Origin of the sequence: Nitrobacter hamburgensis X14, from assembly GCF_000013885.1 — a bacterium.
Lineage (GTDB): Bacteria > Pseudomonadota > Alphaproteobacteria > Rhizobiales > Xanthobacteraceae > Nitrobacter > Nitrobacter hamburgensis.
Genome location: NC_007964.1, coordinates 603,201 through 628,225 on the forward strand (window position 1 = coordinate 603,201; position 25,025 = coordinate 628,225).

The 25,025-nt window shown below is 64.9% G+C and carries 23 protein-coding genes and 1 tRNA gene; 14 read left to right on the plus strand and 10 right to left on the minus strand.

Features of this window, described 5'->3' with window-relative positions; translation table 11 throughout:
- Positions 1 to 109: 109 nt before the first annotated feature.
- The 4 genes from mdh to NHAM_RS02845 form a co-directional block, all read right to left on the minus strand.
- Positions 110 to 1,078 (minus strand): malate dehydrogenase, encoded by a 969-nt coding sequence (gene mdh / locus NHAM_RS02830; protein WP_011509139.1) that lies wholly within the window; start codon positions 1,076 to 1,078, stop codon positions 110 to 112.
- A 149-nt stretch (positions 1,079 to 1,227) separates the two neighbouring features.
- Entirely contained in the window at positions 1,228 to 2,412 is a 1,185-nt protein-coding gene (gene zapE / locus NHAM_RS02835; protein WP_011509140.1) for a cell division protein ZapE, read from the minus strand.
- Between the two features lie 73 nt (positions 2,413 to 2,485).
- Positions 2,486 to 3,022, minus strand: a complete 537-nt coding sequence (gene thpR, locus NHAM_RS02840; protein ID WP_011509141.1) for an RNA 2',3'-cyclic phosphodiesterase — start codon at positions 3,020 to 3,022, stop codon at positions 2,486 to 2,488.
- A 159-nt stretch (positions 3,023 to 3,181) separates the two neighbouring features.
- Positions 3,182 to 3,865 (minus strand): arylesterase, encoded by a 684-nt coding sequence (locus tag NHAM_RS02845; RefSeq protein WP_011509142.1) that lies wholly within the window; start codon positions 3,863 to 3,865, stop codon positions 3,182 to 3,184.
- Here NHAM_RS02845 and NHAM_RS02850 point away from each other — a divergent pair.
- From NHAM_RS02850 to NHAM_RS02875, 6 genes are all read left to right on the plus strand, one after another.
- Positions 3,864 to 4,586 (plus strand): ABC transporter ATP-binding protein, encoded by a 723-nt coding sequence (locus NHAM_RS02850; RefSeq protein WP_041357634.1) that lies wholly within the window; start codon positions 3,864 to 3,866, stop codon positions 4,584 to 4,586. The genes NHAM_RS02845 and NHAM_RS02850 overlap by 2 nt on opposite strands.
- A gap of 154 nt (positions 4,587 to 4,740) precedes the next feature.
- Complete coding sequence (locus NHAM_RS02855; protein ID WP_245269976.1) at positions 4,741 to 7,284, plus strand: ABC transporter permease; 2,544 nt, start codon at positions 4,741 to 4,743, stop codon at positions 7,282 to 7,284.
- A gap of 321 nt (positions 7,285 to 7,605) precedes the next feature.
- Complete coding sequence (locus NHAM_RS02860; RefSeq protein ID WP_011509145.1) at positions 7,606 to 8,421, plus strand: Bax inhibitor-1/YccA family protein; 816 nt, start codon at positions 7,606 to 7,608, stop codon at positions 8,419 to 8,421.
- Positions 8,422 to 8,591: 170 nt separating this feature from the next.
- Positions 8,592 to 9,635, plus strand: coding sequence for a ligase-associated DNA damage response exonuclease (locus tag NHAM_RS02865; protein ID WP_011509146.1), 1,044 nt, complete (start codon positions 8,592 to 8,594; stop codon positions 9,633 to 9,635).
- Positions 9,632 to 11,317 carry a cisplatin damage response ATP-dependent DNA ligase gene (locus tag NHAM_RS02870; protein WP_011509147.1) on the plus strand — a complete coding sequence of 562 codons (1,686 nt, stop codon included), beginning with the start codon at positions 9,632 to 9,634 and terminating at the stop codon, positions 11,315 to 11,317. Before NHAM_RS02865 ends, NHAM_RS02870 begins: the two co-directional genes overlap by 4 nt.
- 103 nt (positions 11,318 to 11,420) lie before the next feature.
- Positions 11,421 to 11,726, plus strand: a complete 306-nt coding sequence (locus NHAM_RS02875) for a DUF6460 domain-containing protein (protein ID WP_011509148.1) — start codon at positions 11,421 to 11,423, stop codon at positions 11,724 to 11,726.
- 166 nt (positions 11,727 to 11,892) lie between these two features.
- On the opposite strand, the gene NHAM_RS02880 is transcribed toward NHAM_RS02875, so the two are convergent.
- Positions 11,893 to 12,987, minus strand: coding sequence for a quinone-dependent dihydroorotate dehydrogenase (locus NHAM_RS02880; RefSeq protein ID WP_011509149.1), 1,095 nt, complete (start codon positions 12,985 to 12,987; stop codon positions 11,893 to 11,895).
- Positions 12,984 to 13,328 (minus strand): DUF952 domain-containing protein, encoded by a 345-nt coding sequence (locus NHAM_RS02885; RefSeq protein ID WP_041358653.1) that lies wholly within the window; start codon positions 13,326 to 13,328, stop codon positions 12,984 to 12,986. Before NHAM_RS02885 ends, NHAM_RS02880 begins: the two co-directional genes overlap by 4 nt.
- A gap of 239 nt (positions 13,329 to 13,567) precedes the next feature.
- Here NHAM_RS02885 and NHAM_RS02890 point away from each other — a divergent pair, with 239 nt between their 5' ends.
- Positions 13,568 to 14,194: a S24 family peptidase gene (locus NHAM_RS02890; RefSeq protein WP_041358655.1), complete on the plus strand. Its 627-nt coding sequence runs from the start codon at positions 13,568 to 13,570 to the stop codon at positions 14,192 to 14,194.
- Positions 14,195 to 14,257: 63 nt separating this feature from the next.
- Here NHAM_RS02890 and acs read toward each other — a convergent pair whose 3' ends face one another.
- From acs to tsaD, 4 genes are all read right to left on the minus strand, one after another.
- The gene (acs, locus tag NHAM_RS02895) at positions 14,258 to 16,216 is read right to left on the minus strand and encodes an acetate--CoA ligase (protein WP_011509152.1); all 1,959 of its coding nucleotides are present in this window, start codon (positions 16,214 to 16,216) and stop codon (positions 14,258 to 14,260) included.
- 414 nt (positions 16,217 to 16,630) lie between these two features.
- Complete coding sequence (locus NHAM_RS02900; RefSeq protein WP_011509153.1) at positions 16,631 to 17,044, minus strand: EVE domain-containing protein; 414 nt, start codon at positions 17,042 to 17,044, stop codon at positions 16,631 to 16,633.
- A gap of 2 nt (positions 17,045 to 17,046) precedes the next feature.
- Positions 17,047 to 18,027, minus strand: a complete 981-nt coding sequence (locus NHAM_RS02905) for an NAD(P)H-dependent glycerol-3-phosphate dehydrogenase (protein ID WP_011509154.1) — start codon at positions 18,025 to 18,027, stop codon at positions 17,047 to 17,049.
- Positions 18,028 to 18,040: 13 nt separating this feature from the next.
- On the minus strand, positions 18,041 to 19,114 hold the full coding sequence (tsaD, locus tag NHAM_RS02910) for a tRNA (adenosine(37)-N6)-threonylcarbamoyltransferase complex transferase subunit TsaD (RefSeq protein WP_011509155.1): 1,074 nt from the start codon (positions 19,112 to 19,114) through the stop codon (positions 18,041 to 18,043).
- Positions 19,115 to 19,207: 93 nt separating this feature from the next.
- Between tsaD and hemC the strand changes: the two genes are divergently transcribed.
- From hemC to NHAM_RS02945, 7 genes are all read left to right on the plus strand, one after another.
- Entirely contained in the window at positions 19,208 to 20,158 is a 951-nt protein-coding gene (gene hemC, locus NHAM_RS02915) for a hydroxymethylbilane synthase (protein ID WP_011509156.1), read from the plus strand.
- A gap of 3 nt (positions 20,159 to 20,161) precedes the next feature.
- A complete protein-coding gene (locus NHAM_RS02920) occupies positions 20,162 to 20,908 on the plus strand; it encodes a uroporphyrinogen-III synthase (protein WP_011509157.1) in 747 nt (248 codons plus the stop codon).
- Between the two features lie 86 nt (positions 20,909 to 20,994).
- On the plus strand, positions 20,995 to 22,335 hold the full coding sequence (locus tag NHAM_RS02925) for a COG4223 family protein (RefSeq protein ID WP_011509158.1): 1,341 nt from the start codon (positions 20,995 to 20,997) through the stop codon (positions 22,333 to 22,335).
- Positions 22,336 to 22,342: 7 nt separating this feature from the next.
- Positions 22,343 to 24,001: a heme biosynthesis protein HemY gene (locus tag NHAM_RS02930; RefSeq protein WP_011509159.1), complete on the plus strand. Its 1,659-nt coding sequence runs from the start codon at positions 22,343 to 22,345 to the stop codon at positions 23,999 to 24,001.
- 146 nt (positions 24,002 to 24,147) lie between these two features.
- Positions 24,148 to 24,223: transfer RNA gene (locus NHAM_RS02935), tRNA-Thr, on the plus strand.
- A gap of 182 nt (positions 24,224 to 24,405) precedes the next feature.
- Positions 24,406 to 24,621, plus strand: a complete 216-nt coding sequence (locus NHAM_RS02940; RefSeq protein ID WP_041357637.1) for a type II toxin-antitoxin system HicA family toxin — start codon at positions 24,406 to 24,408, stop codon at positions 24,619 to 24,621.
- Positions 24,600 to 24,992 (plus strand): type II toxin-antitoxin system HicB family antitoxin, encoded by a 393-nt coding sequence (locus NHAM_RS02945; RefSeq protein ID WP_011509161.1) that lies wholly within the window; start codon positions 24,600 to 24,602, stop codon positions 24,990 to 24,992. Before NHAM_RS02940 ends, NHAM_RS02945 begins: the two co-directional genes overlap by 22 nt.
- Positions 24,993 to 25,025 lie beyond the last annotated feature (33 nt).

The window sequence follows — 25,025 nt, forward strand, 5'->3', positions numbered from 1 at the left end:
CATTGCGAGCGAAGCGAAGCAATCCAGAAACCACGAAATTAAGAGCTGGATTGCTTCGTCGCGTTGCTCCTCGCAATGACGGATCGATGAAATTCCTATTTCGGAAATGTCACTTCCCCAGCAGATCGGGTGCGATCTTCTTGCAGGCATCGATGAGCCCCTGAACCGCGCCTACCGATTTGTCGAAGGCCTCGCGATCCTTGCCCGCCAGTTCGATCTCGACAATGCGCTCGACGCCCCTGGCGCCGATCACCACGGGCACGCCGACATACATGTCCTTCACGCCGAACTCGCCGTTGAGATAGGCGGCGCATGGCAGCACGCGCTTCTTGTCGCGCAGGTAACTTTCCGCCATCGCGATCGCGGAGGCGGCGGGCGCATAGAACGCCGAACCGGTTTTCAGCAGGTTGACGATCTCGGCGCCGCCGTTGCGGGTGCGATCGACGATCTCGTCGATGCGCGCCTGCGAGGTCCAGCCCATCTTGACGAGATCCGGCAGTGGAATGCCGGCCACGGTCGAGTACTTCACCAGCGGCACCATGCTGTCGCCATGGCCGCCGAGCACGAAGGCCGTGACGTCTTCCACCGACACGTCGAATTCGTCGGCGAGGAAATAGCGGAAGCGCGAGGAGTCCAGCACGCCCGCCATGCCGACCACCTTCTTCGCCGGCATACCCGAGGCTTTCTGAAGCGCCCACACCATGGCGTCGAGCGGATTGGTGATGCAGATGACGAAGGCGTCGGGCGCATATTTCTTGATGCCGGCGCCGACCTGCTCCATCACCTTGAGATTGATGCTCAAGAGATCGTCGCGGCTCATGCCTGGTTTGCGCGGGATGCCGGCGGTCACGATGCAGACCCTGGCGCCCTCGAGTGCTTCATAGGAATTGGCGCCGGTCAGTTTGGCGTCGAACCCGTCCACCGGGGACGACTGTGCGATATCGAGAGATTTGCCCTGCGGAATGCCTTCCGCGATATCGAACATCACGACATCGCCGAGTTCTTTCAGTCCGATGAGATGAGCGAGCGTTCCTCCGATCTGACCGGAGCCGATCAAGGCAATCTTGTCGCGCGCCATGGAAATCTGTCCTTTGATGACAACAGAGGCGGAAGGAAAATCTCGACAAGATCGTGGTTAGACCTTTCGCCTCGCTCGTTCAAGCCGGGCTGCTCTCAATTGTCGGCCAGCTTCGATCAGATTGCCACTCCAATGACGGGATAAACCTCCTATGTCTCCACCAGTCCGGTGCTCGAACTGCTGGCGGCGGAATCGCTGCGGCCGTGGGCCTGCGCCAGATAGGATTCCGAGCCCATCTCGATCAGACGCGAGGAGGTGCGCTTGAATTCGTTCGCCTCATAGCCGTCGGTGGCGCGATAGAGCGACAGCGGATCGGTATCGCTCGACGCCATCAGTTTCACGCCGGTGTCATAGAGCGTGTCGATCAGGGCGATGAATCGCTTGGCGGCATTGCGGTCGGCGTAGTCCATCACCGGGATGCGGTCGATCATAAGAGTGTGATAGTCGTGCGCGAGCCGTAAGTAGTCGGAAGCCGCAAGCGGCTGCTCGCAGAGATCGGCAAAGGAAAACCGGGCGACGCCGTGGGCCGAGCATGGCACATGCAGGATGCGGCCCTTGATCGCGATGTCGCGCGGCCTGCAGGGCGCACCGCCGGTCATGAGCGCCCAGGCCTTGTCGAGCGCCGCTTCGGCGGCGGCATCGGCGGGTGTCAGCCACATCGTGACGCCGGCGAGTTTTTCCATGCGGAAGTCGGTGCGGGCATCGAGACGCAGCACGTCCATGCTCTCCTCGATCTGTGCGATGAACGGCAGGAACAGCACGCGGTTGAGGCCGCCCTCATAGAGGTGTTCGGGCGGGACGTTGGATGTCGCCACCACGACCGTGCCAAGTTCGAACAGCCGCGCGAACAGGCGGCCGAGGATCATGGCATCGGCGATGTCGGTGACATGGAATTCGTCGAAGCACAAAAGCCAGGCTTCCTCGAAGATCGAGACCGCGGTGAGATGAATGACGTCGGCGTCCGCCATCTCGCCGCGCGCGATGGCCTGGCGAAAGACGTAGATGCGTTCGTGAACGTCGGCCATGAACTCATGGAAGTGAACACGGCGTTTGTGGGCGACGGCGCTCTCCTGGAAGAACAGGTCCATCAGCATGGTCTTGCCGCGCCCGACCTCGCCATAGATATAAAGTCCCTTCGGAGCAGGTTCGCCGTCGGAATGGAACAGCTTGTCGAGAAAGCCACCCTTGCCCGCCGGCTTGTAGGCCGTGAGCCGCTCGTCCAGCGTGGCGAGAGCTTCCACTGCTTGCGCCTGCGCAGGGTCCGCCTCGATCGCGCCAGATGCGACGAGGGCTTGATAGTGATCGCGAAACGAGGTGGTCGAGACCGAATGCATCGAATACCTTACGGTCCCATACGCGCCTAAATGCAAGCCGTGAATTGGTTGAAAAGCTGTGCAAATCGGGCGGTCACGCGCTGAGCGCGTAGGAGTCCTCCACCACGTAGGGGCCGCCGCCGACCGACGCGCGCGAGGAGAACAGCACGAAGCGCTCGGCGGTGAACGCCCGGGCCGGGAAATAGCCGCGCACCGACAGATAATCCGCGACGTCCTGGTTGGACGCATCGCGCAAGCGCGCCAGCGTGACGTGGGGCGTGAACTTGCGGCCCTCGGGATCGAGTCCGCAGCGCCGCATCAGCCGTTCGAGTTCGCCCTGCAATTCGACCAGCGGGCCGCTCGGCTCCACCGAGGCGACGACGGCGCGCGGTTTCTTGCCGCCGAAACTCGACAGGCCCCGCAGCGTCACCTCGAACGGCTTGCGGTTGACCCGGAACAGCATCGACGCGATCTCGTTGGCGGACGCGCCGTCGATATCGCCGATGAAGCGGAGCGTGAGGTGGTAGTTTTCGGGATCGATCCAGCGGGCGCCCGGCAGGCCGCCCCGCAAACTCGACAGCGTGCGGCCGATATCGGGCGGTATTTCCAGCCCGGTGAACAAACGCGGCATCGCAAAACCCTCGATGCTTAGGCTCGCCCCCGAAAAGAGCTCGGCGAAAATCGAGCCTCGAAATCAGTCCGGTGACGAATCACCGATACCCGTTTTTATCGTAGTTCCGTGACGGTACAAGGGCGAGGCCCGCGTATGGTGTAACACCTATCCTTTTTCTCAGCTTTTCGGCGCATGGATGGTGCCGAGAAAGGCTTCAACCGTGGGCAGGATATGGTCGACGATCACCGCTACGCCGTCGGCGGTCGGATGCATTCCGTCGGCCTGATTGAGCCTTGTATTCGCCGCGACACCGTCGAGGAAAAACGGATAAAGCGGCACGTCGTATGTCTTGGCGAGATCGGGAAAGATCGCATTGAACCGGGTGGCATACTCGGCGCCGTAGTTCGGCGGCGCGACCATGCCGCACAGCAGGACCGCGATATCGCGCGCCTTCAGCCGCTTCAGGATTTCTTCCAGTGCGGCGCGCGTCACCTTGGGATCGATGCCGCGCAGGGCATCGTTTGCGCCCAGTTCGAGGATCACGCCTTGCGTGCCGACAGGCACCGACCAGTCGAGCCGGTCGAGACCGCCGGACGCGGTGTCGCCGGAGACGCCGGCATTGTTGATCGCGACGTTCAGGCCTTTGTCTTTCAACGCCGTTTCCAGTTGTGCCGGAAATGCGGCGGCGGCCGGAAGTCCGAGGCCGGCGCTCAAGGAATCGCCGAGCACCACGATCTTGACGGGGCCATCGGCCGCCTGTGCCGGCACTGCCATGGCGATGCCCGCGCCAAGCAGCAGCCACGCAAACGTGCGCATCCACCTCTCGACCGCGGTAAAGAAAGTGCCATATGAGATTTGCATGGACAGTCTCATCGAACGCTCGTCACCGGCCGGTTATTCCGAAATTCCGGACACCATCGCCATCTCCAATGTCAATCTCTCGCTCGGCAGCGGCGCGGCGCGGGTCCACATCCTAAGGGACATCGATCTCCGTATTGCCCGCGCCGAAGCTGTCGGTCTGATCGGCCCGTCGGGGTCGGGAAAATCCACGCTGCTCATGGTGATGGCCGGGCTGGAACGTCCCGATAGCGGAGAGGTAGTGGTCGACGGCACCGCTTTCAATGCTCTCGACGAAGACGCTCTGGCGCGATTCCGCGGCCGCCACGTCGGCATCGTGTTCCAGTCCTTTCATCTGATTCCGACCATGACGGCGCTGGAGAACGTCGCGGTGCCGCTCGAACTTGCAGGCATTGTCGACGCATCAAAGCGCGCCGCGCGCGAACTGGAGACTGTGGGTCTCGGCGAGCGGCTGCATCATTATCCGGCCCAGTTGTCGGGCGGCGAGCAGCAGCGCGTGGCGCTGGCGCGAGCGCTCGCGCCCGATCCTGCGATTCTCGTTGCCGACGAGCCGACCGGCAATCTGGACGAGGCGACCGGTCAGCAGATCGTCGATCTTCTGTTCACCAAGCATGCCGAGCGTAGCATGACGCTGGTGCTGGTTACGCACGATATCGCGCTCGCGCAACGCTGCGACCGCGTGGTGAGGCTGCGCTCGGGACGCATCGACGGAGCGGCTCGATGAGTCGTCGCCATCATCAGTCATTCCACGATGCGCAGTGCGCATCTGTGGGCGCGGTCGGCAGGCCACGAACCCGGAATCCATCCGCCCGGTCCGTGTTCACGGCTTCCAGGATTGTCCTCAGATGCGCAGTTGCGCATTCGCAATGACAGCGAAGATGACCCGCACGCCGCTCCTTCCCCTGCGTCTGGCATTGCGCGAACTGCGCAGCGGGCTGCGCGGCTTCTATGTCTTCATCGCCTGCATCGCGCTCGGCGTCATGGCGATTGCCGGCGTCGGCTCCGTGGCCTCGAGTCTGTCGGATGGCCTGGCGCGCGAGGGCCGCACGCTGCTCGGCGGCGATGTCGCATTTTCGTTGATCCAGCGCGAGGCGAAACCGGACGAGATCGCATTCCTGCGCGCGCGAGGAACGGTCTCGGTGGCGGCGACGCTGCGCGCGATGGCGCGCGTGCCGGACGGCAGGCTGGCGCTGGTCGAGCTCAAGGCGGTCGATCGGGCCTATCCCATGCTCGGCGCGCTGACGCTGGCGCCGACCATCCCGATGGCCGATCTGCTCGCCGAGCATGATGGGGTATTCGGCGCGGCCGCCGATCCGGCCCTGCTGGCGCGGCTGGATCTCAAGGTCGGCGATCGTGTCACGGTGGGCAGCGCCACCTTCGAGATCCGCAGCGCGGTCGACGCCGAGCCCGACAAGCTGGCCGGCCGTCTTGGATTCGGTCCGCGCTTTCTGGTCAGCATCGATGGCTTGCGCGCCACCGCCTTGCTGCAGCCCGGCAGTCTGGTGCGCTGGACTTACAGGGTGCGGCTTGCCGGCGACGGTGCCGACGACAAGGCGGCGACGGCGTTGGCCGACGATGCGCGGGCGGCGCTGCCGGAGGCGGGCTGGGACATCCGCAGTCGCAACAATGCCTCGCCGCAACTCGAGCGGACCATCTCGCGGTTCACGCAGTACCTCACCCTGGTCGGGCTCGCCGCCTTGCTGGTTGGGGGCGTCGGCGTCGGCAATGCCGTCAAGAGCCACATCGACCGCCGCCGCGATGTTATCGCGTCGTTCAAGGCGCTGGGCGCGACCGGGCGCGATGTGTTTGCGATCTATCTGACGCAGGTCATGGTGCTGGCCGCTCTCGGATCGCTCGCCGGTCTGGTTGCCGGCGCGGCGCTGCCCTTCATCATCGTCGGCGCCTTCGGACACCTTCTGCCGTTGCCGGTGGTCCCGGCGCTGCACCCCGAGGCATTGGCGGTATCGGCCGTATATGGCCTGTTGACCGCGCTGGCGTTCGGCATCTGGCCGCTGGCGCGGGTCCATGACATTCCGGTCGCGGCGCTGTTTCGCGATACCGTCGCACACGAAGTCCACCGGCCGCAGACCCGCTACCTGGTCTGGATGGCGCTCCTGATCGCGCTTCTGGTCGGGGTCGCCATCGGCCTTGCCTACGACAAGCGCGTGGCTTTGGTGTTCGTGGCGGCGTCGGCGATGGTTTTTGCGTTGTTGCGCGGCATCGCCTCCGCCCTGATGGCGCTGGCGCGCCGGCTGCCGCGATCCCGGATCACCATGGTGCGGCTTGCGATCTCGAACATCCATCGTCCGGGAACGCTGACGCCGTCGGTGGTGCTGTCGCTCGGCCTCGGGCTTGCCGTGCTGGTCACGATCACCCAGATCGACGGCAATCTGCGGCGGCAATTCCTGGCGGCGCTGCCGGAGCGCGCGCCGTCGTTTTATTTCATCGACATTCCCTCGTCGATGGCGGATCGGTTCACGGCATTCCTTAAGCAGCGGGCGCCGCAGGCAAAGGTGGAGGACGTGCCGATGCTGCGCGGACGCATCGTCGCAGCGCGCGGCGTCAGGGCCGAAGACCTGAAACCCTCCCACGATGCCGCATGGGTGCTGCAAAGCGATCGCGGCCTGACCTACACCGGCGAGGTGCCGAAGGGGTCGAAGGTGGTCGAGGGCGAGTGGTGGGGATCGGACTATGACGGGCCGCCGCTGGTGTCGTTCGAGAAGAAGGTCGCCGACGGGCTCGGGCTTAAGCTCGGCGATACCGTCGTGGTGAATGTGCTCGGCCGCGACATCACGGCCACCATCAGCAACATGCGCAGCGTGGACTGGCAGAGCCTCGGCATCAATTTCGTGCTGGTGTTCTCCCCCAACGCCTTTCGCGGCGCGCCGCACACCCATATCGCGACCCTGACCGAGATAGATGCCAGCCCCGCCCACGACGTCGCCATCATCAAGGCGGTTGGCGATGCTTTCCCGATGGTGACAAGCGTGCGGGTCCGCGAGGCCATGGAAACCATCGGGACCGTCGTCACCAACCTGGTGCTGGCGATCCGCGGCGCCAGTTCCGTCACCCTGATTTCGGCGATTCTCGTCCTCGGCGGCGCGCTGGCCGCCGGCCATCGCCATCGCGTCTACGACGCGGTGATCCTGAAAACCCTCGGCGCCACCCGATTGCGGCTGCTCGGCGCCTATACGCTGGAGTACTTGATGCTCGGCGCGGCCACCGCGGTGTTCGGTGTGGCCGCCGGTTCCATCGCGGCGTGGCTGATCGTGACGCGGCTGATGACGCTCGGCTTCGAATGGCAGGCGGGTAGCGCGGCCATGGTGGTGGCCGCAGCGCTGCTGGTCACGGTCGTGCTGGGGTTGGCCGGCACGCTGATGGCGCTCAACCAGAAGCCGGCCTCGGTGTTGCGGAATTTATGACAAAATTAATGACAAGATGTGGCAGGCGTCACGGCGATCGTATCGATGATGCCAGCCATGAGGCGGGATCAAGGATTCCCTTGCGGGTTTGGCGCTTTTGGCGCATCGGTCTGCCGCGGATGGGGCCGATACCCTTGCCGGAGGGCGACATTCAGCCGCGCGTGGAAGCTTGCACCGATTGTGCTAGTTTCCCACATACAGCTTGGGTCGGACACTGGCCTGATGACCAAAAATCAATATCACCAGGCCAACGCATCCGAGACAGATTCGAACTGGCGCGTAAATCCTTTGCGGCGCCAGACAACCAACGGGAATTCGACCATGTCGGACTTAGACCGTAACTATACATCTCCGTTTGGCCGGGCCGCAGGGCGCGTTGATCGCGCGGCCGTCGACGCCGGTCTGCGGTCCTATATGCTCAAGATCTACAACTACATGTCGATCGGTCTTGCCATCACCGGCCTGGCCGCGCTCGGCGTCTACATGTTCGCCGTGACGGGTGACGCTACCCTTGCAGCCAAGTCGGCGACAGGTGCTTCGCTCGCCCTGAAGGGCGGCCAATACCTGACGCCGTTCGGCTTGGCGATGTATGCCAGCCCGCTGAAGTGGGTGTTCATTTTTGCGCCGCTGGCGATGGTCTTCGCCATCTCGTTCGGCATCAACCGGCTGAAGCCTGCAACCGCGCAAATGCTGTTCTGGGCTTTCTCGGCGCTGATGGGCGTGTCGCTGTCGTCGATCTTCCTGGTGTACACCCACACCTCGATCGTGCGGGTGTTCTTCATCACGGCGGCCTCGTTCGGCGCGCTGAGCCTCTACGGCTACACCACCAAGCGTGACATGACCGGCATGGGCTCGTTCCTGATCATGGGCCTGTTCGGCGTCATCATCGCGAGCGTCGTCAACATCTTCGTGGCGAGCTCGATGCTGCAGTTCGTGGTGTCGGTCGTCGGCGTGCTGGTGTTCGCCGGCCTCACTGCCTACGACACCCAGCGGCTGAAGAACGACTACATCTACGGCTACGCCTCGCAGGGCGGCGAGATCGCGGAGCGCGCGGCGATTACCGGTGCGCTATCGCTCTACCTGAACTTCATCAACCTGTTCACGCTGCTCCTGCAGTTGCTCGGACAGCGCGAGTAGGCATGATCCCGAAAAGTGGTCTTCCGGTTTTCGGATCAGATCATGCCTCAATGAACAACCAGACGATCTGACACGCGAAGCCCCGGCCAAGGCCGGGGCTTTTTCTTTGTGCCCGGATATCGTGGAGCGCGGGGACTCGAACGACTCCCGCGCCCGCTTATATCTCCGGGATGCGTCCGCAAGACATCCTGATGCCCGTCGCCGCCGGGCTGTATTGTAAGCCCGGCGACTTCCATATCGATCCGGTGCGGGCCGTGGACCGCGCGGTTATCACCCACGGTCATTCCGATCATGCCCGTCCGGGTCACGGGGCGGTGCTGGCGACGCAGGAAACGCTCGATATCATGCGGCTGCGTTACGGCGATGATTTCGGGGGTTCTGCGCAGGCGATTTCCTATGGCGAGGAGATCAAGCTCGGCGACGTCAGGGTCACATTCCACCCAGCCGGGCATGTGCTGGGCTCGGCGCAGGTCGCGGTCACGCATGGCGGCGTCCGGATCGTTGCCTCCGGCGACTACAAGGATGTCCGCGACCCGACCTGTACGCCGTTCGAGGTGGTGCCGTGCGATGTCTTCATCACCGAGGCCACGTTCGGACTGCCGGTGTTTCGTCATGGCGATGCGGCGTCGGAAGTGAACAAGCTGCTGGCCTCGGTCACGCTGTTTCCGGAACGCGCGCATCTGGTCGGCGCTTATGCGCTTGGCAAGGCGCAGCGCGTGATCGCGCTGATCCGCGAGGCCGGCTACAGCGCACCGATCTATCTGCACGGCGCGATGGACAAGGTCACGCACTACTATCAAAGCCGCGGCATCGCACTTGGCGACTTACGGACGGTCAAGGGGGTGAAGAAGGCCGACCTCGCGGGCACCGTCACGCTGGCGCCGCCATCGGCCACCGCGGATCTCTGGGCCCGGCGCTTTCCTGATCCGGTGACGGCGTTTGCGTCGGGCTGGATGCGGGTGCGCGCGCGGGCGCGCCAGCGCGGCGTCGAACTGCCGCTCGTCATATCGGATCATGCCGACTGGGGTGGCCTGATCCGCACCATCGCTGCGACAGGGGCCGGCGAGATCTGGGTGACGCACGGCCAGGAAGATGCGCTGGTGCATTGGTGCACGACGAAAGGCCTCGTCGCGCGCCCGCTGGCGCTGGTCGGCTACGGCGACGAGGACAGCGGAGAGGATGCAGCGCCCGCCGCTGAGGCGCGCGACGAATGAACCGCTTCGCCGAACTGCTCGATCGCCTCGCCTATGAACCCGGCCGCAACAACAAGCTGCGGCTGATCACGGCGTATTTTCGCGATACGCCGGATCCGGATCGCGGCTACGCGCTGGCTGCGCTCACCGGCGAATTGTCATTCAAACACGCCAAGGCCGGTCTGGTTCGCAATCTGATCGCCGCGCGCGCCGATCCGGTGCTGTTCGCGCTGTCCTATGATTATGTCGGCGATCTTTCCGAGACGGTGGCGCTGATGTGGCCGCAAACTCCCTTCCCCCCGCGAAGCAGCGGGGAGGGAGAAAAGAGCTGCCACAACAACCTGCCCCCTCCAACTCTCACGGACGTTGTCACCACGCTGCGGACGCTCGGCAAGGCCGACCTGCCGGCGCAACTTGCGCACTGGCTCGACGAACTCGACGAGACCGGGCGCTGGGCGTTGCTGAAACTCGTCACCGGCGCGATGCGGATCGGTGTGTCCGCGCGGCTCGCCAAGACCGCCGCGGCCGCGCTAGGGGATAAGGACGCGCACGATGTCGAGCTGATCTGGCCCGGCCTTGCGCCGCCTTATCTAGACCTGTTCGCATGGCTCGAAGGTCGTGGCGACAAACCGGTCAATCTCGATCCCGCGCCGTTCCGCCCGGTGATGCTGGCGCACGCGATCGAGGATGCCGATTTCGCGAATCTCGATGCCGCCGATTTCACCGCCGAGTGGAAATGGGACGGCATCCGCGTGCAGGCAGTCAGCGGCCGTGACGAGCATGGCGATGTCGCGACCCGGCTCTATTCGCGCACCGGCGAGGACATCACCACCGGCTTTCCGGATTTGCTGCCGTCGCTAAGGTTACCCGGCGCGGTAGACGGCGAGTTGCTGGTGGTGCGTGACGGACAAGTGCAATCGTTCAACGTCCTGCAACAGCGGTTGAACCGGAAGGCGGTGACGCCCAGGCTGATGAAGGAATTTCCGATCCACCTGCGCGCCTACGACCTGCTCGACGACGGCGATAGCGATCTGCGCGAGTTGCCGTTCGACGACCGGCGGCGACGGCTCGTTGATTTTATCGCAGCGCTTGACGACTCGCGTATCGACCTCTCGCCGCAGGTGCCCTTCGCCACATGGGGCGAACTCGCGGCAGCCCGCGCCGACCCGGCCGCAGCCGGTGCGGATGCCGACGCCGTCGAGGGCATCATGCTGAAGCGCCGCGACGCGCCGTATCTGCCGGGTCGCCCCAGGGGCCTGTGGTGGAAATGGAAGCGCGATCCGCATGTCATCGACGCCGTGCTGATGTATGCGCAGCGCGGCCACGGCAAGCGCTCGTCCTACTACTCGGACTACACCTTCGGAGTCTGGACCGCGATCGATGGCGACGAGCAACTGGTGCCGGTCGGCAAGGCCTATTTCGGTTTCACCGACGAGGAACTGCTGCAGATCGACCGTTTCGTCCGCCGCAACACCACCGAGAGCTTCGGCCCGGTGCGCCATGTCGTGCATGAGCCCGATCACGGGCTGGTGCTGGAAATCGCCTTCGAGGGATTGCAGCGTTCGGCCCGGCACAAATCCGGCGTGGCGATGCGCTTTCCCCGCATCAGCCGATTGCGCTGGGACAAACCACCGCGCGAGGCCGACCGGCTGGAGACGCTGGAGCGGATGCTTCGGTCCGGGGCCACGATTCAGTCCGCGTGAACAGGACCATTGACGGCGGAATGCTGGTTCCCCATCTGCCTCACGCTGTTTATGGTTTATGCTGTTGATGTGCGCGGGTGCTGACGCCCGCAGGAGAGCTACGATGCCGAACGACGATACCCGGAACTTGCGGGTCAGCCACGACAGCCTGTCGCGTTTCCTGGGCGGCTCGCCGCTGGCGGTTGTGTTTCGCCTCATCCTGCTGTCGACGCTGGTCGGGGTGGTGCTCGCGGCGATCGGCTTCGACCCCTGGAATATCGTGCACAGCATTCGCCTGCTGGTCGAACGCGTCTGGAATCTCGGCTTCGATGCGATCAACGGATTGTGGCGCTACTTCCTGCTCGGCGCCGTCATCGTGATTCCGATCTGGCTGTTGTCGCGCCTGTTCGGCGCGCCGCGCGGGCGGTAGAGCATGATCCCGAAAAGTGGAAACCGGTTTTCGGATAAGATCATGCTCAATCAAAATGCGTTTTCGAGCGAAGCATGTCCCTCGGCCTTGACCCGAGGATGGATACCGGTTCGCGTGAAGAAAACGCGTCAATTCAAAATCATAGAGCCTCATAAAAGAAAAGGCTCTAGGCTGGCCAATCTTCCGCCGTCATTGTCGCGGCGTCCGCGCCGACGATGTCCGACAGCGAGTCGTGTCCCGTCCGCAGCAGCGTCGACATCAGATCGCGCTTGATGTCGTCGACCAGCCCGAGTCCCTTGTAGACCAGCGACGAATAAAGCTGGATCAGGGTAGCACCGGCGCGAATCTTGGTCAGTGCGGCGCCGCCGGAGTCGATGCCGCCGGCCCCTACAAGCGGGAACGCGCCCTCGGTGCGCACATAGGTTTCCGCCACCATTCGGGTCGACAGCCGGAACAGCGGCCGTCCCGACAGCCCGCCCTGTTCTTTTGCACGCGATTGATCGCGCAAGCTCGATGGCCGCGCCAATGTCGTGTTGCCGACGATCATGCCGTCGATGCGGCGCGAGCGCGCGATGTGCACGACGTCATCGAGTTCGGCCAACGTCAGGTCGGGCGCGATCTTGAGCAGCACCGGCGTGTCGCCGGCATTCTGACGGACCCGCTCGCGGGCGTCGATCACCCTTGCCAGCAACTCGTTGAGCGCGTCCGCCTGCTGCAGGTTGCGCAGGGCCGGCGTATTGGGCGACGACACGTTGACGGTGAAATAGCTCGCCACCGGCGCGAAGATTTCGATCAGCCTGACATAGTCGGCGACGCGATTGCCCGAGTCCTTGTTGGCGCCGACGTTGACGCCGACGATGCCGCCGGAATGCGCGCGGGCCGCCAGCCGGCGCAGCACGACGTGGGCGCCGTCGTTGTTGAATCCCATGCGGTTGATCACGCCCTCGTCGCGTTCGAGCCGGAACACACGCGGGCGCGGATTGCCGGGCTGCGGCCTCGGCGTTACCGAACCGATCTCGACAAAGCCGAATCCCAGTTTCAGCAGCGCGTCCGGGACTTCGGCGCTCTTGTCAAAGCCGGCGGCCATGCCGATCGGGTTGGGAAAATTCAAACCGAAGGCGCGAACCGCGAGTTTCGGATCGTCAGCGCGCTGGCGTATCGGCGGCAGCAGCCGCAATCCCTGCAACGCCATGCGATGCGCGTCCTCGGGATCGAGCCAGCGCAACAGCGGCAGCGAGAAATTGTCGAAGGCGCGGATCACGGCGCAAGCTCCGGGATGTCATGATAGCCGTCCGGCCGTGCGCGCATGTCCAGCACCGCCGTGACATGGCCGAGATCGAGCTCGCAATAGAGATGCGGAAACAGCTCGCCGCCGCGCGAGACTTCCCAGCGCAGCGTCTCGCCGCGTGCATCGGCATCGATCGCGATCAGGAGCAGCCCGGTCTGGCCAACGAAGTGCTTGCGGGCCGTGCCTTCGAGCTGGGACGCGGTGGAAAAATGAATGAATCCGTCGCGCAGATCGTCGGCGCTGCCGCGAAAAACGCCGTGCCGTTCGGCCTCTCGCCAGGCCGAGGCAGGACAGATTTTGTAGATCGTACGCACGTGTGCCCCGAGCCCGTCATTGCGCTCCCCCAAGATGCTGAAAAAGCGCATGATCTTGTTACCGCTCGCCTAGATTGCAGCGGACCATGCTTGACCGTATCGGTGGCCCGGTCGCACTTCAAGAGCCGCATTTTACTCTCCGGCACATTGCAGGTCTGCGTCGGTTGAGGTAATAATTCCTAGTTCTTGACAAAATTCACCGCCCCCGGGGAGCGGACATCAGGACGCGCCACATGGCCATGCTGACACACGCCCAGATATGGACGGCGCTGGATCGTCTCGCGGAGCGTTCCGGCCTGTCGCCGTCGGGCCTTGCGAGAAAGGCCGGGCTCGACCCGACCACCTTCAACAAATCGAAACGCATCACCGGCGACGGCCGCGAGCGGTGGCCCTCAACCGAGTCGGTCGCGAAAGCGCTCGCCGCCACCGATACCGCGATCGACACCTTCGTGCAGTTCATCGAGGATACGGCGCGCGCGACGCAGGCGGTGCCGCTGCTCGGTTTCGCCGAGGCCGGCGCCGGCGGCTATTTCGACGATGGCGGCTTCCCTGTCGGCAAGGGCTGGGACGAGGTGGGTCTTCCCTCCGTCCATGACGAGCACGCCTATGCGCTGGAGATATCCGGCGACTCGATGAAGCCCGCCTATCGCGACGGCGACGTTATCGTGGTCTCGCCGGGGACGTCGATTCGGCGCGGCGACCGTGTGGTGGTGAAGACCAGGGACGGCGAGGTGATGGTGAAGGAACTCAAGCGCCGAACCGCGAAGATGATTGAACTGCAATCGCTCAATCCGAATCACGTCAACCGCACGCTGGCCGCCTCCGACGTGGAATGGATCGCGCGGATCGTGTGGGCGAGCCAATGACCTCTTCTTCTCTCTCCCGCTTGCGGGAGAGAGAAGAGCCGGCGCGATTTTGAGCGAACCGATCTACGCCACGGCGCCGTCCTTCTTGTTCTGACGATTCTTGACGAGGTCGGTGACGACGCCGGGATCGGCCAGCGTCGTGGTGTCGCCAAGGCTGGACGGCTCGTCCTCGGCAATCTTGCGCAGGATGCGGCGCATGATCTTGCCGGAACGGGTTTTCGGCAGGCCCGGCGCGAACTGGATCAGGTCGGGCGACGCGATCGGGCCGATGTCCTTGCGCACCCAGGCGACCAATTCCTTGCGCAGCGTCTCGCTCGGCTCCACGCCCTGCATCAGGGTCACGTAGGCGTAGATGCCCTGGCCCTTGATGTTATGGGGATAGCCGACCACGGCAGCCTCCGACACGCTCTCGTGCGCCACCAGCGAGCTTTCGACTTCCGCCGTGCCCATGCGGTGGCCGGAGACGTTGATGACGTCATCGACGCGGCCGGTGATCCAGTAGTAGCCGTCGGCGTCGCGGCGGCAGCCGTCACCGGAGAAGTACTTGCCCTTGTAGGAGGAGAAGTAAGTCTGCTCGAAGCGGGCGTGATCGCCATAGACCGTGCGCACCTGGGCCGGCCACGACCGCGCGATGCACAGATTGCCGCTGCATTCGCCTTCCAGCACCTTGCCGTCGGCATCGACGATCTCGGGCACGATTCCGAAGAACGGCCTGGTCGCCGAGCCGGGCTTCTGCGCGATCGCACCCGGCAGCGGCGAGATCATGATGCCGCCGGTCTCGGTCTGCCACCAGGTATCGACCACCGGGCAGCGGCCGTCGCCGACCACGCGGTGGTACCATTCCCAGGCTTCCGGATTGATCGGCTCGCCGACCGAGCCGAGCAGGCGCAGGCTTGCGCGCGAGGTTTTCTTCACCGGATCGTCGCCCCCCTGCATCAAGGCCCGGATCGCGGTCGGCGCGGTGTAGAAGATGTTGACCTTGTGCTTGTCGATCACATTCCAGAACCGCGAATTGTCCGGATAGTTCGGCACGCCCTCGAACATCATCGTGGTCGCGCCGTTGCACAGCGGCCCGTAGAGAATGTAGCTGTGGCCGGTGACCCAGCCGACGTCGGCGGTGCACCAGTAGATGTCGCCGTCGTGATAGTCGAACACGTACTGGTGCGTCATCGCCACGAAGATCAGGTAGCCGGCGGTGGTGTGCAGCACGCCCTTGGGCTGTCCGGTCGAGCCCGAGGTGTAGAGGATGAACAGCGGGTCTTCCGCGTGCATCGGCTCGCACGGACATTCGCTTTCGACCACGGCCGCGGCCTCGTGATACCAGACGTCGCGCGTCGGGTTCATGTTGACCTTGCCGCCGGTGCGCTTGACGACGATCACCCAGTCGACCTCGCCGTTGACCTTTTCGATCGCGGTATCGACGTTGGCCTTCATGGCGATGGTGCGGCCGCCGCGCAGGCCCTCGTCGGAGGTGATGACGACGCGGGATTTGCAATCGCGCAGACGTCCGGCGATGGAATCGGGCGAGAAGCCGCCGAACACCACCGAGTGGATCGCGCCGATCCGCGCGCAGGCGAGAATGGCGTAGGCGGCTTCCGGAATCATCGGCAGGTAGATGGTGACGCGATCGCCCTTCTTGACGTTGCGCAGCCGCAGGATGTTGGCCATCTTGCAGACTTCGTCGTGCAGTTCGCGATAGCTGATGTGCCTCGACTGCGAGGGATCGTCGCCTTCCCAGATGATCGCGGTCTGGTCGCCGCGCTCTTCCAGATGCCGGTCGATGCAGTTGTAGGCGGCGTTGAGCACGCCATCCTCGAACCATTTGATCGACACCTTGCCGAGTTCGAACGAGGTGTTCTCGACCTTGGTGAAGGGCGTGATCCAGTCGACCCGCTTGGCGGCCTCGGACCAGAACCCGTTCGGGTCCTTGATCGAGCGCGCGTACATCTCGTGATATTTGGCGTCGTCGACCCAGGCCCGCTTGGCCCAATCCGCGCTTACGTCATAAATCTTGTCGGACATCGTCATTGCTCCACCGCAGGACCCGCGTTCGCAACAGAGCCGGGTCCGTCTTCACCGTTGCGACGATTATGCGTCGCGACGCGGTACGGCGACAAGCCGTCGGCCCTAGATTCTGATTCAACTGCGTTAAACCAGAATCCAGCCGTACCCTTTTGATTGAGCATGATCTTATCCGAAAACCGGGTTTCCACTTTTCGGGATCATGCTCTAGAACTTTGGTCGGACGGCCGTGCTGCTGCGCGTCTGGTAACATATAACCATACCGCGGCCGAAATTCGAGGTTATGCGGGCTCATTTCCGCCGATTCTATCGTTGTGCCACTGCACCTCGTCATCGCGCTCGAGTCGCGGATCGTCGCTTTTACCCTCCAAAAAGTGGATTGCCGGATCAGGTCCGGCGGCGACTTGGCACCCCTTATAGTCCGCCCATCTTGCAGACCATCTTCCATTCCGCCGGCGTCACCGGCTGCACCGAGAGGCGGGAGTATTTGACCAGCGCCATATCGGCCAGGCGCTTGTCGGCCTTGACGGCGGCGATCGTCACCGGCGTTTTCAGCGGCTTGTCCGCCTTGATATCGACGCAGACGAACCTGCCGGTCTTGTCGGTGGGGTCGGGATAGGCCTCGCGGATGATTTCGGCGATACCGACGATCTCCTTGCCCTCGTTGGAATGATAGAAGAAGGCTTGGTCGCCTTTTTTCATGGCGACGAGGTTCTGCCGCGCCGTGAAGTTGCGCACGCCGGTCCAGGCCTCGCCTTTGGCGCCCTTCGCTACCTGCTGCTGCCACGACCACGCCGAAGGCTCCGATTTCACCAGCCAGTACGCCATCGCTATCCCTCCGCCCGGAACGGCCGTGTCAGCAGATTGTCGATGGCCGCATCGATCGTCAATCGGCCGGCGAGAATGGCGGCGACCGCGTTTGCGACGGGCATCTCGACACCATTCGCCGCCGCCAGTTCGAGCAGCGCCGGCGCGGTGAACGCGCCTTCGCTGAGTTTGCCGCGCGGCGCGCTTTCGCCACGCCCGAGTGCGATGCCGAGCGAGAAATTGCGCGACTGCGGGCTCGAACAGGTGAGGATGAGATCGCCGAGGCCGGACAGACCGGAAAGCGTCTCGCTGCGCGCGCCGCAGGCGAGTCCAAGACGCACCAGTTCGCTGAATCCGCGCGTGGTCAGTGCGGCCTGCGCCGAGGCGCCGAGTTGTTTGCCGACCACGATTCCGGCCGCGATCGCGAGGACGTTTTTCGCGGCGCCGCCGATCTCGACGCCGCGCAGATCGGTGGTGTGATAGGGGCGGAAGGCGGCCGAGCCCAGCGCATGGACCAGCGCAACTGCCATCGCTTCGTCTTTCGCCGCCAGCGTCACCGCGGTCGGCAGCCCCCGCGCCACGTCGTCGGCAAAACTCGGTCCGGACAGGATCGCGGGCACGGTTTGAGGGGCGGCCTCTTCGATCACCTCGGTCATGAAGCGCCGCGTGCCGTGCTCGATGCCCTTGGCGCTGGCGATGACGGGCGTCCCCGCCGCAAGATGCGGGGCCAATGCTGCGACCGCCGTGCGCGAATTCTGGGCGGGGACCGCGATCACGATGATATCGGCGCGGCCGGCAGCGGCGAGGTCATGCGTCACAACGATGCTGCGGTCGAGGGGAATGCCGGGCAGGCGCGGATTGTCCCGCGTCGCCGAGATCGCCGCCGCCGTCGCCGCGTCGCGCGCATACAGCGTCACCTCGCGTCCCGCGCGCGCGGCGACGCCGGCCAGCGCCGTGCCCCAGGCTCCGGCGCCGATCACGGAGACGCGGTTGAGAGTTTTCATCGCGACAACGCCTTCAAAATCCGGCGCGGGTGTTGGCGAAGCCCGCAGGCGCGTGGGCGTTGGCGTCGAGCAGCCAGCGGGCGCGCGGAGGAGCCTCGAGGGTGTCGGTCAATCCGGCCGCCAGCCGTTCGGCGCCGGCCCATGCGATCATGGCGCCATTGTCGGTGCACAAGGCCGGCGGCGGGATGATGAGCATGGTCTGTGCCCTGGCGGCGACGCCCTCGAGCGCGCCGCGGATCGCCTGATTGGCGGCGACGCCGCCGGCTGCGACCAGCGCGCGCGGCGTGCCGAACCGCTCCCGAAACAGCTCGAGGCCGACGCCGAGCCGATCCGCGGTCGCCTCCAGCACGGCGGCCTGAAACCCGGCGCAGAGGTCGTTGATGTCCCGCGGCCGCAGCGGGTCGATGCGACCGGCCTCGTTGCGCACCGCCGTCTTCAGGCCGGAGAGCGAAAAGTTGGCGTCGGGGCGTCCGAGCATCGGCCGCGGAAAGTTGAATCGTTTGGCGTCGCCGTCAGCCGCGGCGCGCTCGACCTGCGGGCCGCCGGGGTAGGGCAGGCCGAGCATCTTCGCCACCTTGTCGAAGGCTTCGCCCATGGCATCGTCGACCGTGGTGCCGAGCCGGACATAGTTGCCGACGCCGAGCACCGCGACGATCTGGGTATGGCCGCCGGAGGCGAGGAACAGGCAGTAGGGAAATTCGAGCGCAGAGGTCAGCCGCGGCGTCAGCGCGTGGGCTTCGAGATGATTGACCGCGATCAGCGGCGTCCGATGCACCAGCGCGATCGCCTTGGCCGTGGTCAGTCCCACGATCACGCCGCCGATCAGGCCCGGTCCGGCGGCGGCCGCGACCCCGGACAGCCGGGGAAAGCCGACGCCCGATTGCTTCATCGCGCTGGCGATGATGCCGTCGAGCATATCGACATGGGCACGCGCCGCGATCTCCGGGACCACGCCGCCGTAGGGGGCATGTTCTCCGGTCTGCGACCGCACGATATTGGAGAGAATCAGGGCGCTGCCGTCCGCATGGCGCTCGACCACGGCGGCTGCGGTTTCATCGCAGGTGGTCTCGATCCCTAGCACCAGCATCGGCGTGTCGTACCTAGACTAGATATGGCCCTTGCGTTATCGGGCAAACCAGCGTTTCCCTTTCCTTACGGCGTAGCATTATGAGGTCTTGGCGTGCAATCCTCCGGTGAGACAGACATTCTGGCAACGATAGGCACCCGGGGCAGCGCGCTGGCGCTGGCGCAGGCCAATGAGGTGCGGGACCGACTGGCGCGGGCGCATCAGGTGGCGCCCGAGCGGATCGTCATCAAGACCATCCGGACCTCGGGCGATGCCATTCAGGACCGGCCGCTGTTCGATGTCGGCGGCAAGGGACTTTTTACCAAGGAGATCGAGGAAGCCCTGCTGGCCGGCAGCATCGACTTCGCGGTGCATTCGTCCAAGGACGTGCCGACGTTTCTGCCTGATGCCACCTGGCTGCCGGCGTTTCTGCCGCGCGAGGACGTGCGCGACGCCTTCATCAGTCCGCGCGCCGCGTCATTGAACGATCTGCCGGCAGGCTCGATCGTCGGGACCGCGTCGCTGCGGCGGCAGGCCATGGTGCTGCGGCTGCGCCCGGATCTGAAGGTGAGCGTCATCCGCGGCAATGTCGAGACGCGCTTGCGCAAGCTCGTGGCGGGGGAGGCCGACGCCACGCTGCTGGCGCTGGCCGGCCTGAACCGCCTCGGCTTGCAGGACAGGGCGACGCGCATTCTCGAGACCGACGAATTCCTGCCGGCGGTCGGGCAGGGCGCCATCGCGATCGAATCGCGCCGTGATGACGACCGCATCAACGCGTTCGTGAAGGCGATCGGCGATTCTGAAACGGAAGTGGCACTGAGCGCCGAGCGGAGCTTTCTGGCGCTGCTTGACGGCTCCTGTCGCACGCCGATCGGCGGTCATTGTCGCGTCAACGGCGACCGCATTCATTTCCGCGGCCTCATCATTTCTCCCGACGGCACGCAGTCCTACGAGACCACGCGCGAAGGCGCGCGCGCGGATGCCGCCGCGCTTGGTGCGGACGCGGCGCGTGAACTGCGCGAGCGCGCCGGCGAGAAATTCTTCACGCTGTTTGCCGGAGCCTGAGGCGTGGCGGTTCTCGTCACACGACCTGAACCGGACAATGAAGCCACCGCCGCCGTCCTGCGGGCGAGGGGGCTCGAGGTTCTGTTGTCGCCGGTGTTGCGCTTCGAGGCGGTCGCTTTCGAGATGGACCCGGATGAGCGCTATGGTGCGGTCGTCGTGACCAGCGGCAACGCGCTGCGCGCGCTCGCCGCCCATCCGGCCAGAGAGTCGCTGTTGAAGCTGGCCGTGTTCGCGGTGGGCCGGCACACCGCGGAGGCCGCGCGCCAGGCCGGATTTCAGGATGTGGTCGCGGCAGGCGGAGATGCGGTGGCCTTGCGCGCGCTCATTATAAAGAGCGTGCGCACGAAACCCCTGGCGAAGGGGGCCAGGATTCTCTATCTCGCAGCGGCCGATCGCTCATGTGATCTCGCCGGAGAACTCGGAGCGCGCGGTTTGGCTGTCGTGACGGCGACGTGTTACCGGATGACGCCGGTGGCGAGCCTGTCGCGCGAGGTCTGTGATGCGTTTGCCGCGCACCGGATATCGGCGGTGCTGCACTATTCGCGCCGCAGCGCCCGGGCGTTCCTGGATGCCGTCCGCATCGGGGGCGTCGAGATATCGGCTTTGGCGGTCCCGCAATGTTGCATCTCCGGCACTGTGGCCTCTATTCTGCGAGACGCTGGCGCTCCCCATGTGGTTGTGGCGCGCGCGCCGGCCGAAAATGCGGTATTGGAAGCACTTGATTGTGCGTTGCGGCCGCTATCGCGGTAACTAGTGCGTGACGGCCGTTATCGCGGTAATAGGGAGACGGGGCTCGATCTGATACTGATGTGTCGCCGCAATGGGGAACCGTGACGATGGCAGACGACAGGCACGATGACGCGTCGCAGGGGGGGAGTTCGCAAAAGCACTCGCTTCCCACAGACATTGAAACGACTGGAACGTCCGAGGCGGCGGATCATGCCGGGGCTGCGGGCGGAGCGGCTGACGATCGACAGACCGTCGGCGAGCAGTCCGTCCCTTCGCACGAGCCGTTCCGCGCCTCCTCGGCCGCGGATGACAGGCACGATGACGCGTCGCACCTCGAAGCTAACCGAATTTCCGGGACGGCGGATGATGCCGGTTCAGGGGATGCGAGCGCAGCGGCTGACGATCGACAGGCCGTCGGCGAGCAGCCGGCTCCTCCGCGCGCACCGTCCCGCGCCTTGTCGGCCGTGATCGCCGCGGTTACCGGCGCTGTCGCTGCCGGGCTCGTTGTTGGCGGCGCGTGGTTGGCGGACTGGCCGCCGTCATCCTCCTCCGCGCCTTCTGCTGCGCCGCAAGCGCAAGTCAGTATGGCGGAATTTGGCGCTCTTTCGAACCGGGTAGCCAGTGTCGAGTCCAAGGCTAGCAGGCCGGCCGCTCCGGTGCCAGATCCGGCCGTCGCGGCGCGCATCGACGCCCTGGGAAAATCCGTCGTATCCTTGCGCGGCGAACTGGCAACGGTTCGCGGTCAATCCGACAAGCTGGCTGCGGCCTTGAAGGATGGAGCGGCCGTGCCGCATGAGGCCGACCAGACGTCTGACCTTGCGGCCATCAGCGCGCGGCTCGCCCAGGTCGAGCACCAGGTCGAGCAGACGACGCAAACCCTGACCGCCGAGGCAACCAAGCATGACGCGGCTCCGGCCGACGACGTGCCGCTTCGCCGGGCCGTGGCCGCGACGCTGCTGAACGTGTCGGTGCGTCACGGGCAGCCTTATGGCGATCTGCTGGCGGCATCGAAGGCCCTGGTTGCCGATCCCGACACCTTGAAGCCGCTGGAGGTGTTCGCAGACTCAGGGGTGCCGAGCGCGACCGTGCTGTGCCGCGAACTGCTTGCGATCGTGCCAAAGCTCGCGCCGGCGCCCGCGCCGGTCATGGCGACGACCGGCAGCACCATAGTGGACCGGTTGCAGGAAGGCGCCGCACGTCTGGTGCGTATCGAACGCATCGATGCTTCGCCCGCAGATTCCACCGGCGCCGTGGTTGCGCGCATCACGGCATCGGCGCGGCAAAATGACGTTGCTGCCGCGAGGGCGGAATTGAACGCACTTCCTCCGGCCGACCGCACGACCGCCGAGCCCTGGATCGCCAAGGCCGACGCATACGATGCCGCTCTTGCCGCGTCGCGTCAGTTCGCAGCCGACGCGATGGCGGCGCTGACCAAACCAGCGCCATAGGTTCCAGATGTTCCGCATCATCCTGTTCCTCGTTCTAATCGCGCTCGCGGCATTGGGCGCCACCTGGGTTGCCGATCAGACCGGCACGATCGTGATGTCGTGGGATGTCTGGCGGGTCGAGACCACGCTACCGGCTTTCGCACTTGGGTTGGGCCTGCTTGTCGTTGCCGTCCTGCTGGTGTGGAGTATCGTGCGGGGTCTGTGGCAAGCGCCGAGACGCATCCGGCGTGCGCGCCGGGAGCGTCGGAATAGGCGCGGCCGGGACGCGATTACCCGTGGGCTGCTTGCGATCGGTCATGGCGACGCCGCGGCTGCACGGACGCATGCCAGGGTTGCCCGGCGTCTGGTGTCGCACGAGCCGCTGACGTTGCTATTGCACGCGCAGTCCGCGCAGCTCGACGGCGATGCCGACCGCGCGCAGCGCGCGTTCCGCGCCATGGCCGAACGGGCGGATACGCGGTTATTGGGCTTGCGCGGGCTTTTCATCGAAGCCCAGCGGGCCGACGATCCGCAGGCCGCTGTGGCGATCGCGGAGGAAGCGCTTAAGGTTTCGCCGTCCTCGATATGGGCCTCGCAAGCCGCGCTGGGCTTCCGCTGCGCCAGGGGTGACTGGACCGGCGCACTCGCCATCCTCGACAAAAACGTCGCGGCGGGTCTGATCGACAAGGCGCTGTATCGCCGTCAGCGCGGTGTGCTGCTGACCGCGCGGGCGCTGGAGCTTGAAAAGTCGGATCGCGATGCGTCGCGCAATACGGTGATGGAGGCGGTGAAGTATGCACCGACGCTGATTCCGGCGGTGGTGCTTGCGAGCAAGTATCTGAGCGAAGGCAATCAGATGCGGCGTGCGATGCGGATCATCGAGACCGCGTGGCTGGCACAGCCGCACCCTGATCTCGCCGACGCCTACGCTCATGTCATGCCCGGCGATTCGGCGCGGGAGCGGCTGGCGCGCGTCGAGACGCTGGCGGAAAATGCGTCCGGTCATCCGGAAAGCGCGATGGCGATTGCGCGCGCGGCGATCGATGCCAGCGAATTCGCCCGCGCGCGCGAGGTACTGGAGCCGCTGATCGCGGCGCCGACGCAACGCGTTGCGATGCTGATGGCCGAAATCGAGCACAACGAGCACGGCGATAGCGGCCGCGCCCGCGCCTGGACGCTGCGTGCCGTGCGTGCCCTGCACGATCCGGTCTGGACCGCGGACGGCTACGTGTCGGACCACTGGCGCCCGGTTTCGCCAGTGACCGGCCGGCTTGACGCGTTTCAGTGGCAGGCTCCGCTGGCGGCGCTGCCTTCGAGCAGGCCCGCCCTGGTCGAGGCGGAGTTTTCGGACCAGATCGCGAGCGATGCGCCGCGCTTCGAAGCGCTGCCCGCAGCATCTCAGTCCGCCGCTCGGGACGGCGACGGCGCAACGGTTGCGATCGAATCGTCATCGCCCGAAACTGCCGCCATGTCGGCCGAGGCCGCGACATCGACGACCTTTCGGACGCAATCGGACCTGGACAAGGCCGGCGCATCCGACATCCCCGCCGTGATCGCGATCGTTCGCGCTCCCGACGATCCGGGCGTCGACGACAACCCCCAAAACGATGGATTTACTGAAGAAAACCCTCAGGTCGCCCGCCAGGCGGGTGGGTTGCGCGGGTTGCTGTCGCGCCGGGGGAGCTGACGGCGACCGGACGGAGATTATGCGGTGCGGCGCGGCGGCGGGTTCTTGCAAAGGGAGACGGTGCCCGATATCAGAGGCTCGGCGCAGCCGGACCGTTGCCGGGTGCGCCGCAAGGGCCACAGCATGGCGCGTGTGCGAAGGGTTAAGCCGCTTTAGCTCAGTTGGTAGAGCACATCATTCGTAATGATGGGGTCAGGTGTTCGAGTCACCTAAGCGGCACCAACTAACTCACTGAACTATTTGGCGAAATTTTCGCTGCCGGTTCGTCGAAAGTGGTCTACTTTCATCTCAAGGAACCACCGAGGAACCACGCGAAGCGGTTTCGCGAGTGATCGGGCTTACCGCACGCCCTCAATTGACAGGCGATGCCTTGCGCCGAGTGTTCAGTGTGTATAAATACACACATGGATTCGCGGGACATCATTGCCGCGCTGAAAGCCGATGGTTGGAAGCAGGTAGCCCAGAAGGGCAGCCACGTTCAATTCAAGCATCCGACCAAGCCGGGCCGCGTCACCGTCCCAGATCCGAAGAAAGACCTGCCGATCGGCACGCTCAGGAGCATCGAGAAGCAGGCCGAGCTGAAATTGAGGGGTAGACCATGCGCCAGTTCATTGCCCTGATCCACAAGGACGCTGACAGCGATTACGGCGTCTCGTTCCCCGATCTTCCCGGTTGCGTCACTGCGGGCACCACGCTCGATGAGGCGCGCGATATGGCCGCCGAGGCGCTCGCCTTGCATCTGGAAGGCATGGCCGAAGACGGGGAAGGGGTCCCCGAGCCGGCCTCTCTCGAAGAGGTTATGGCTGATCCGGTGAACCGCGATGGTGTGGCCGTACTGGTCGCAGCGCCTGCGCCGGCCGTCAAAAGCGTCCGGATCAATGTCACGCTGCCGGCCGACGTGCTGGAACAGATCGATCGGCATGCCGCAAGCGAGGGGTTCACCCGATCCGGCTTTCTTGCTCATGCCGCCAAAAAGGCGCTGGCTGCGTAGCAGATCACTCCCTGCTTTCCCTGCCGAAGGCAA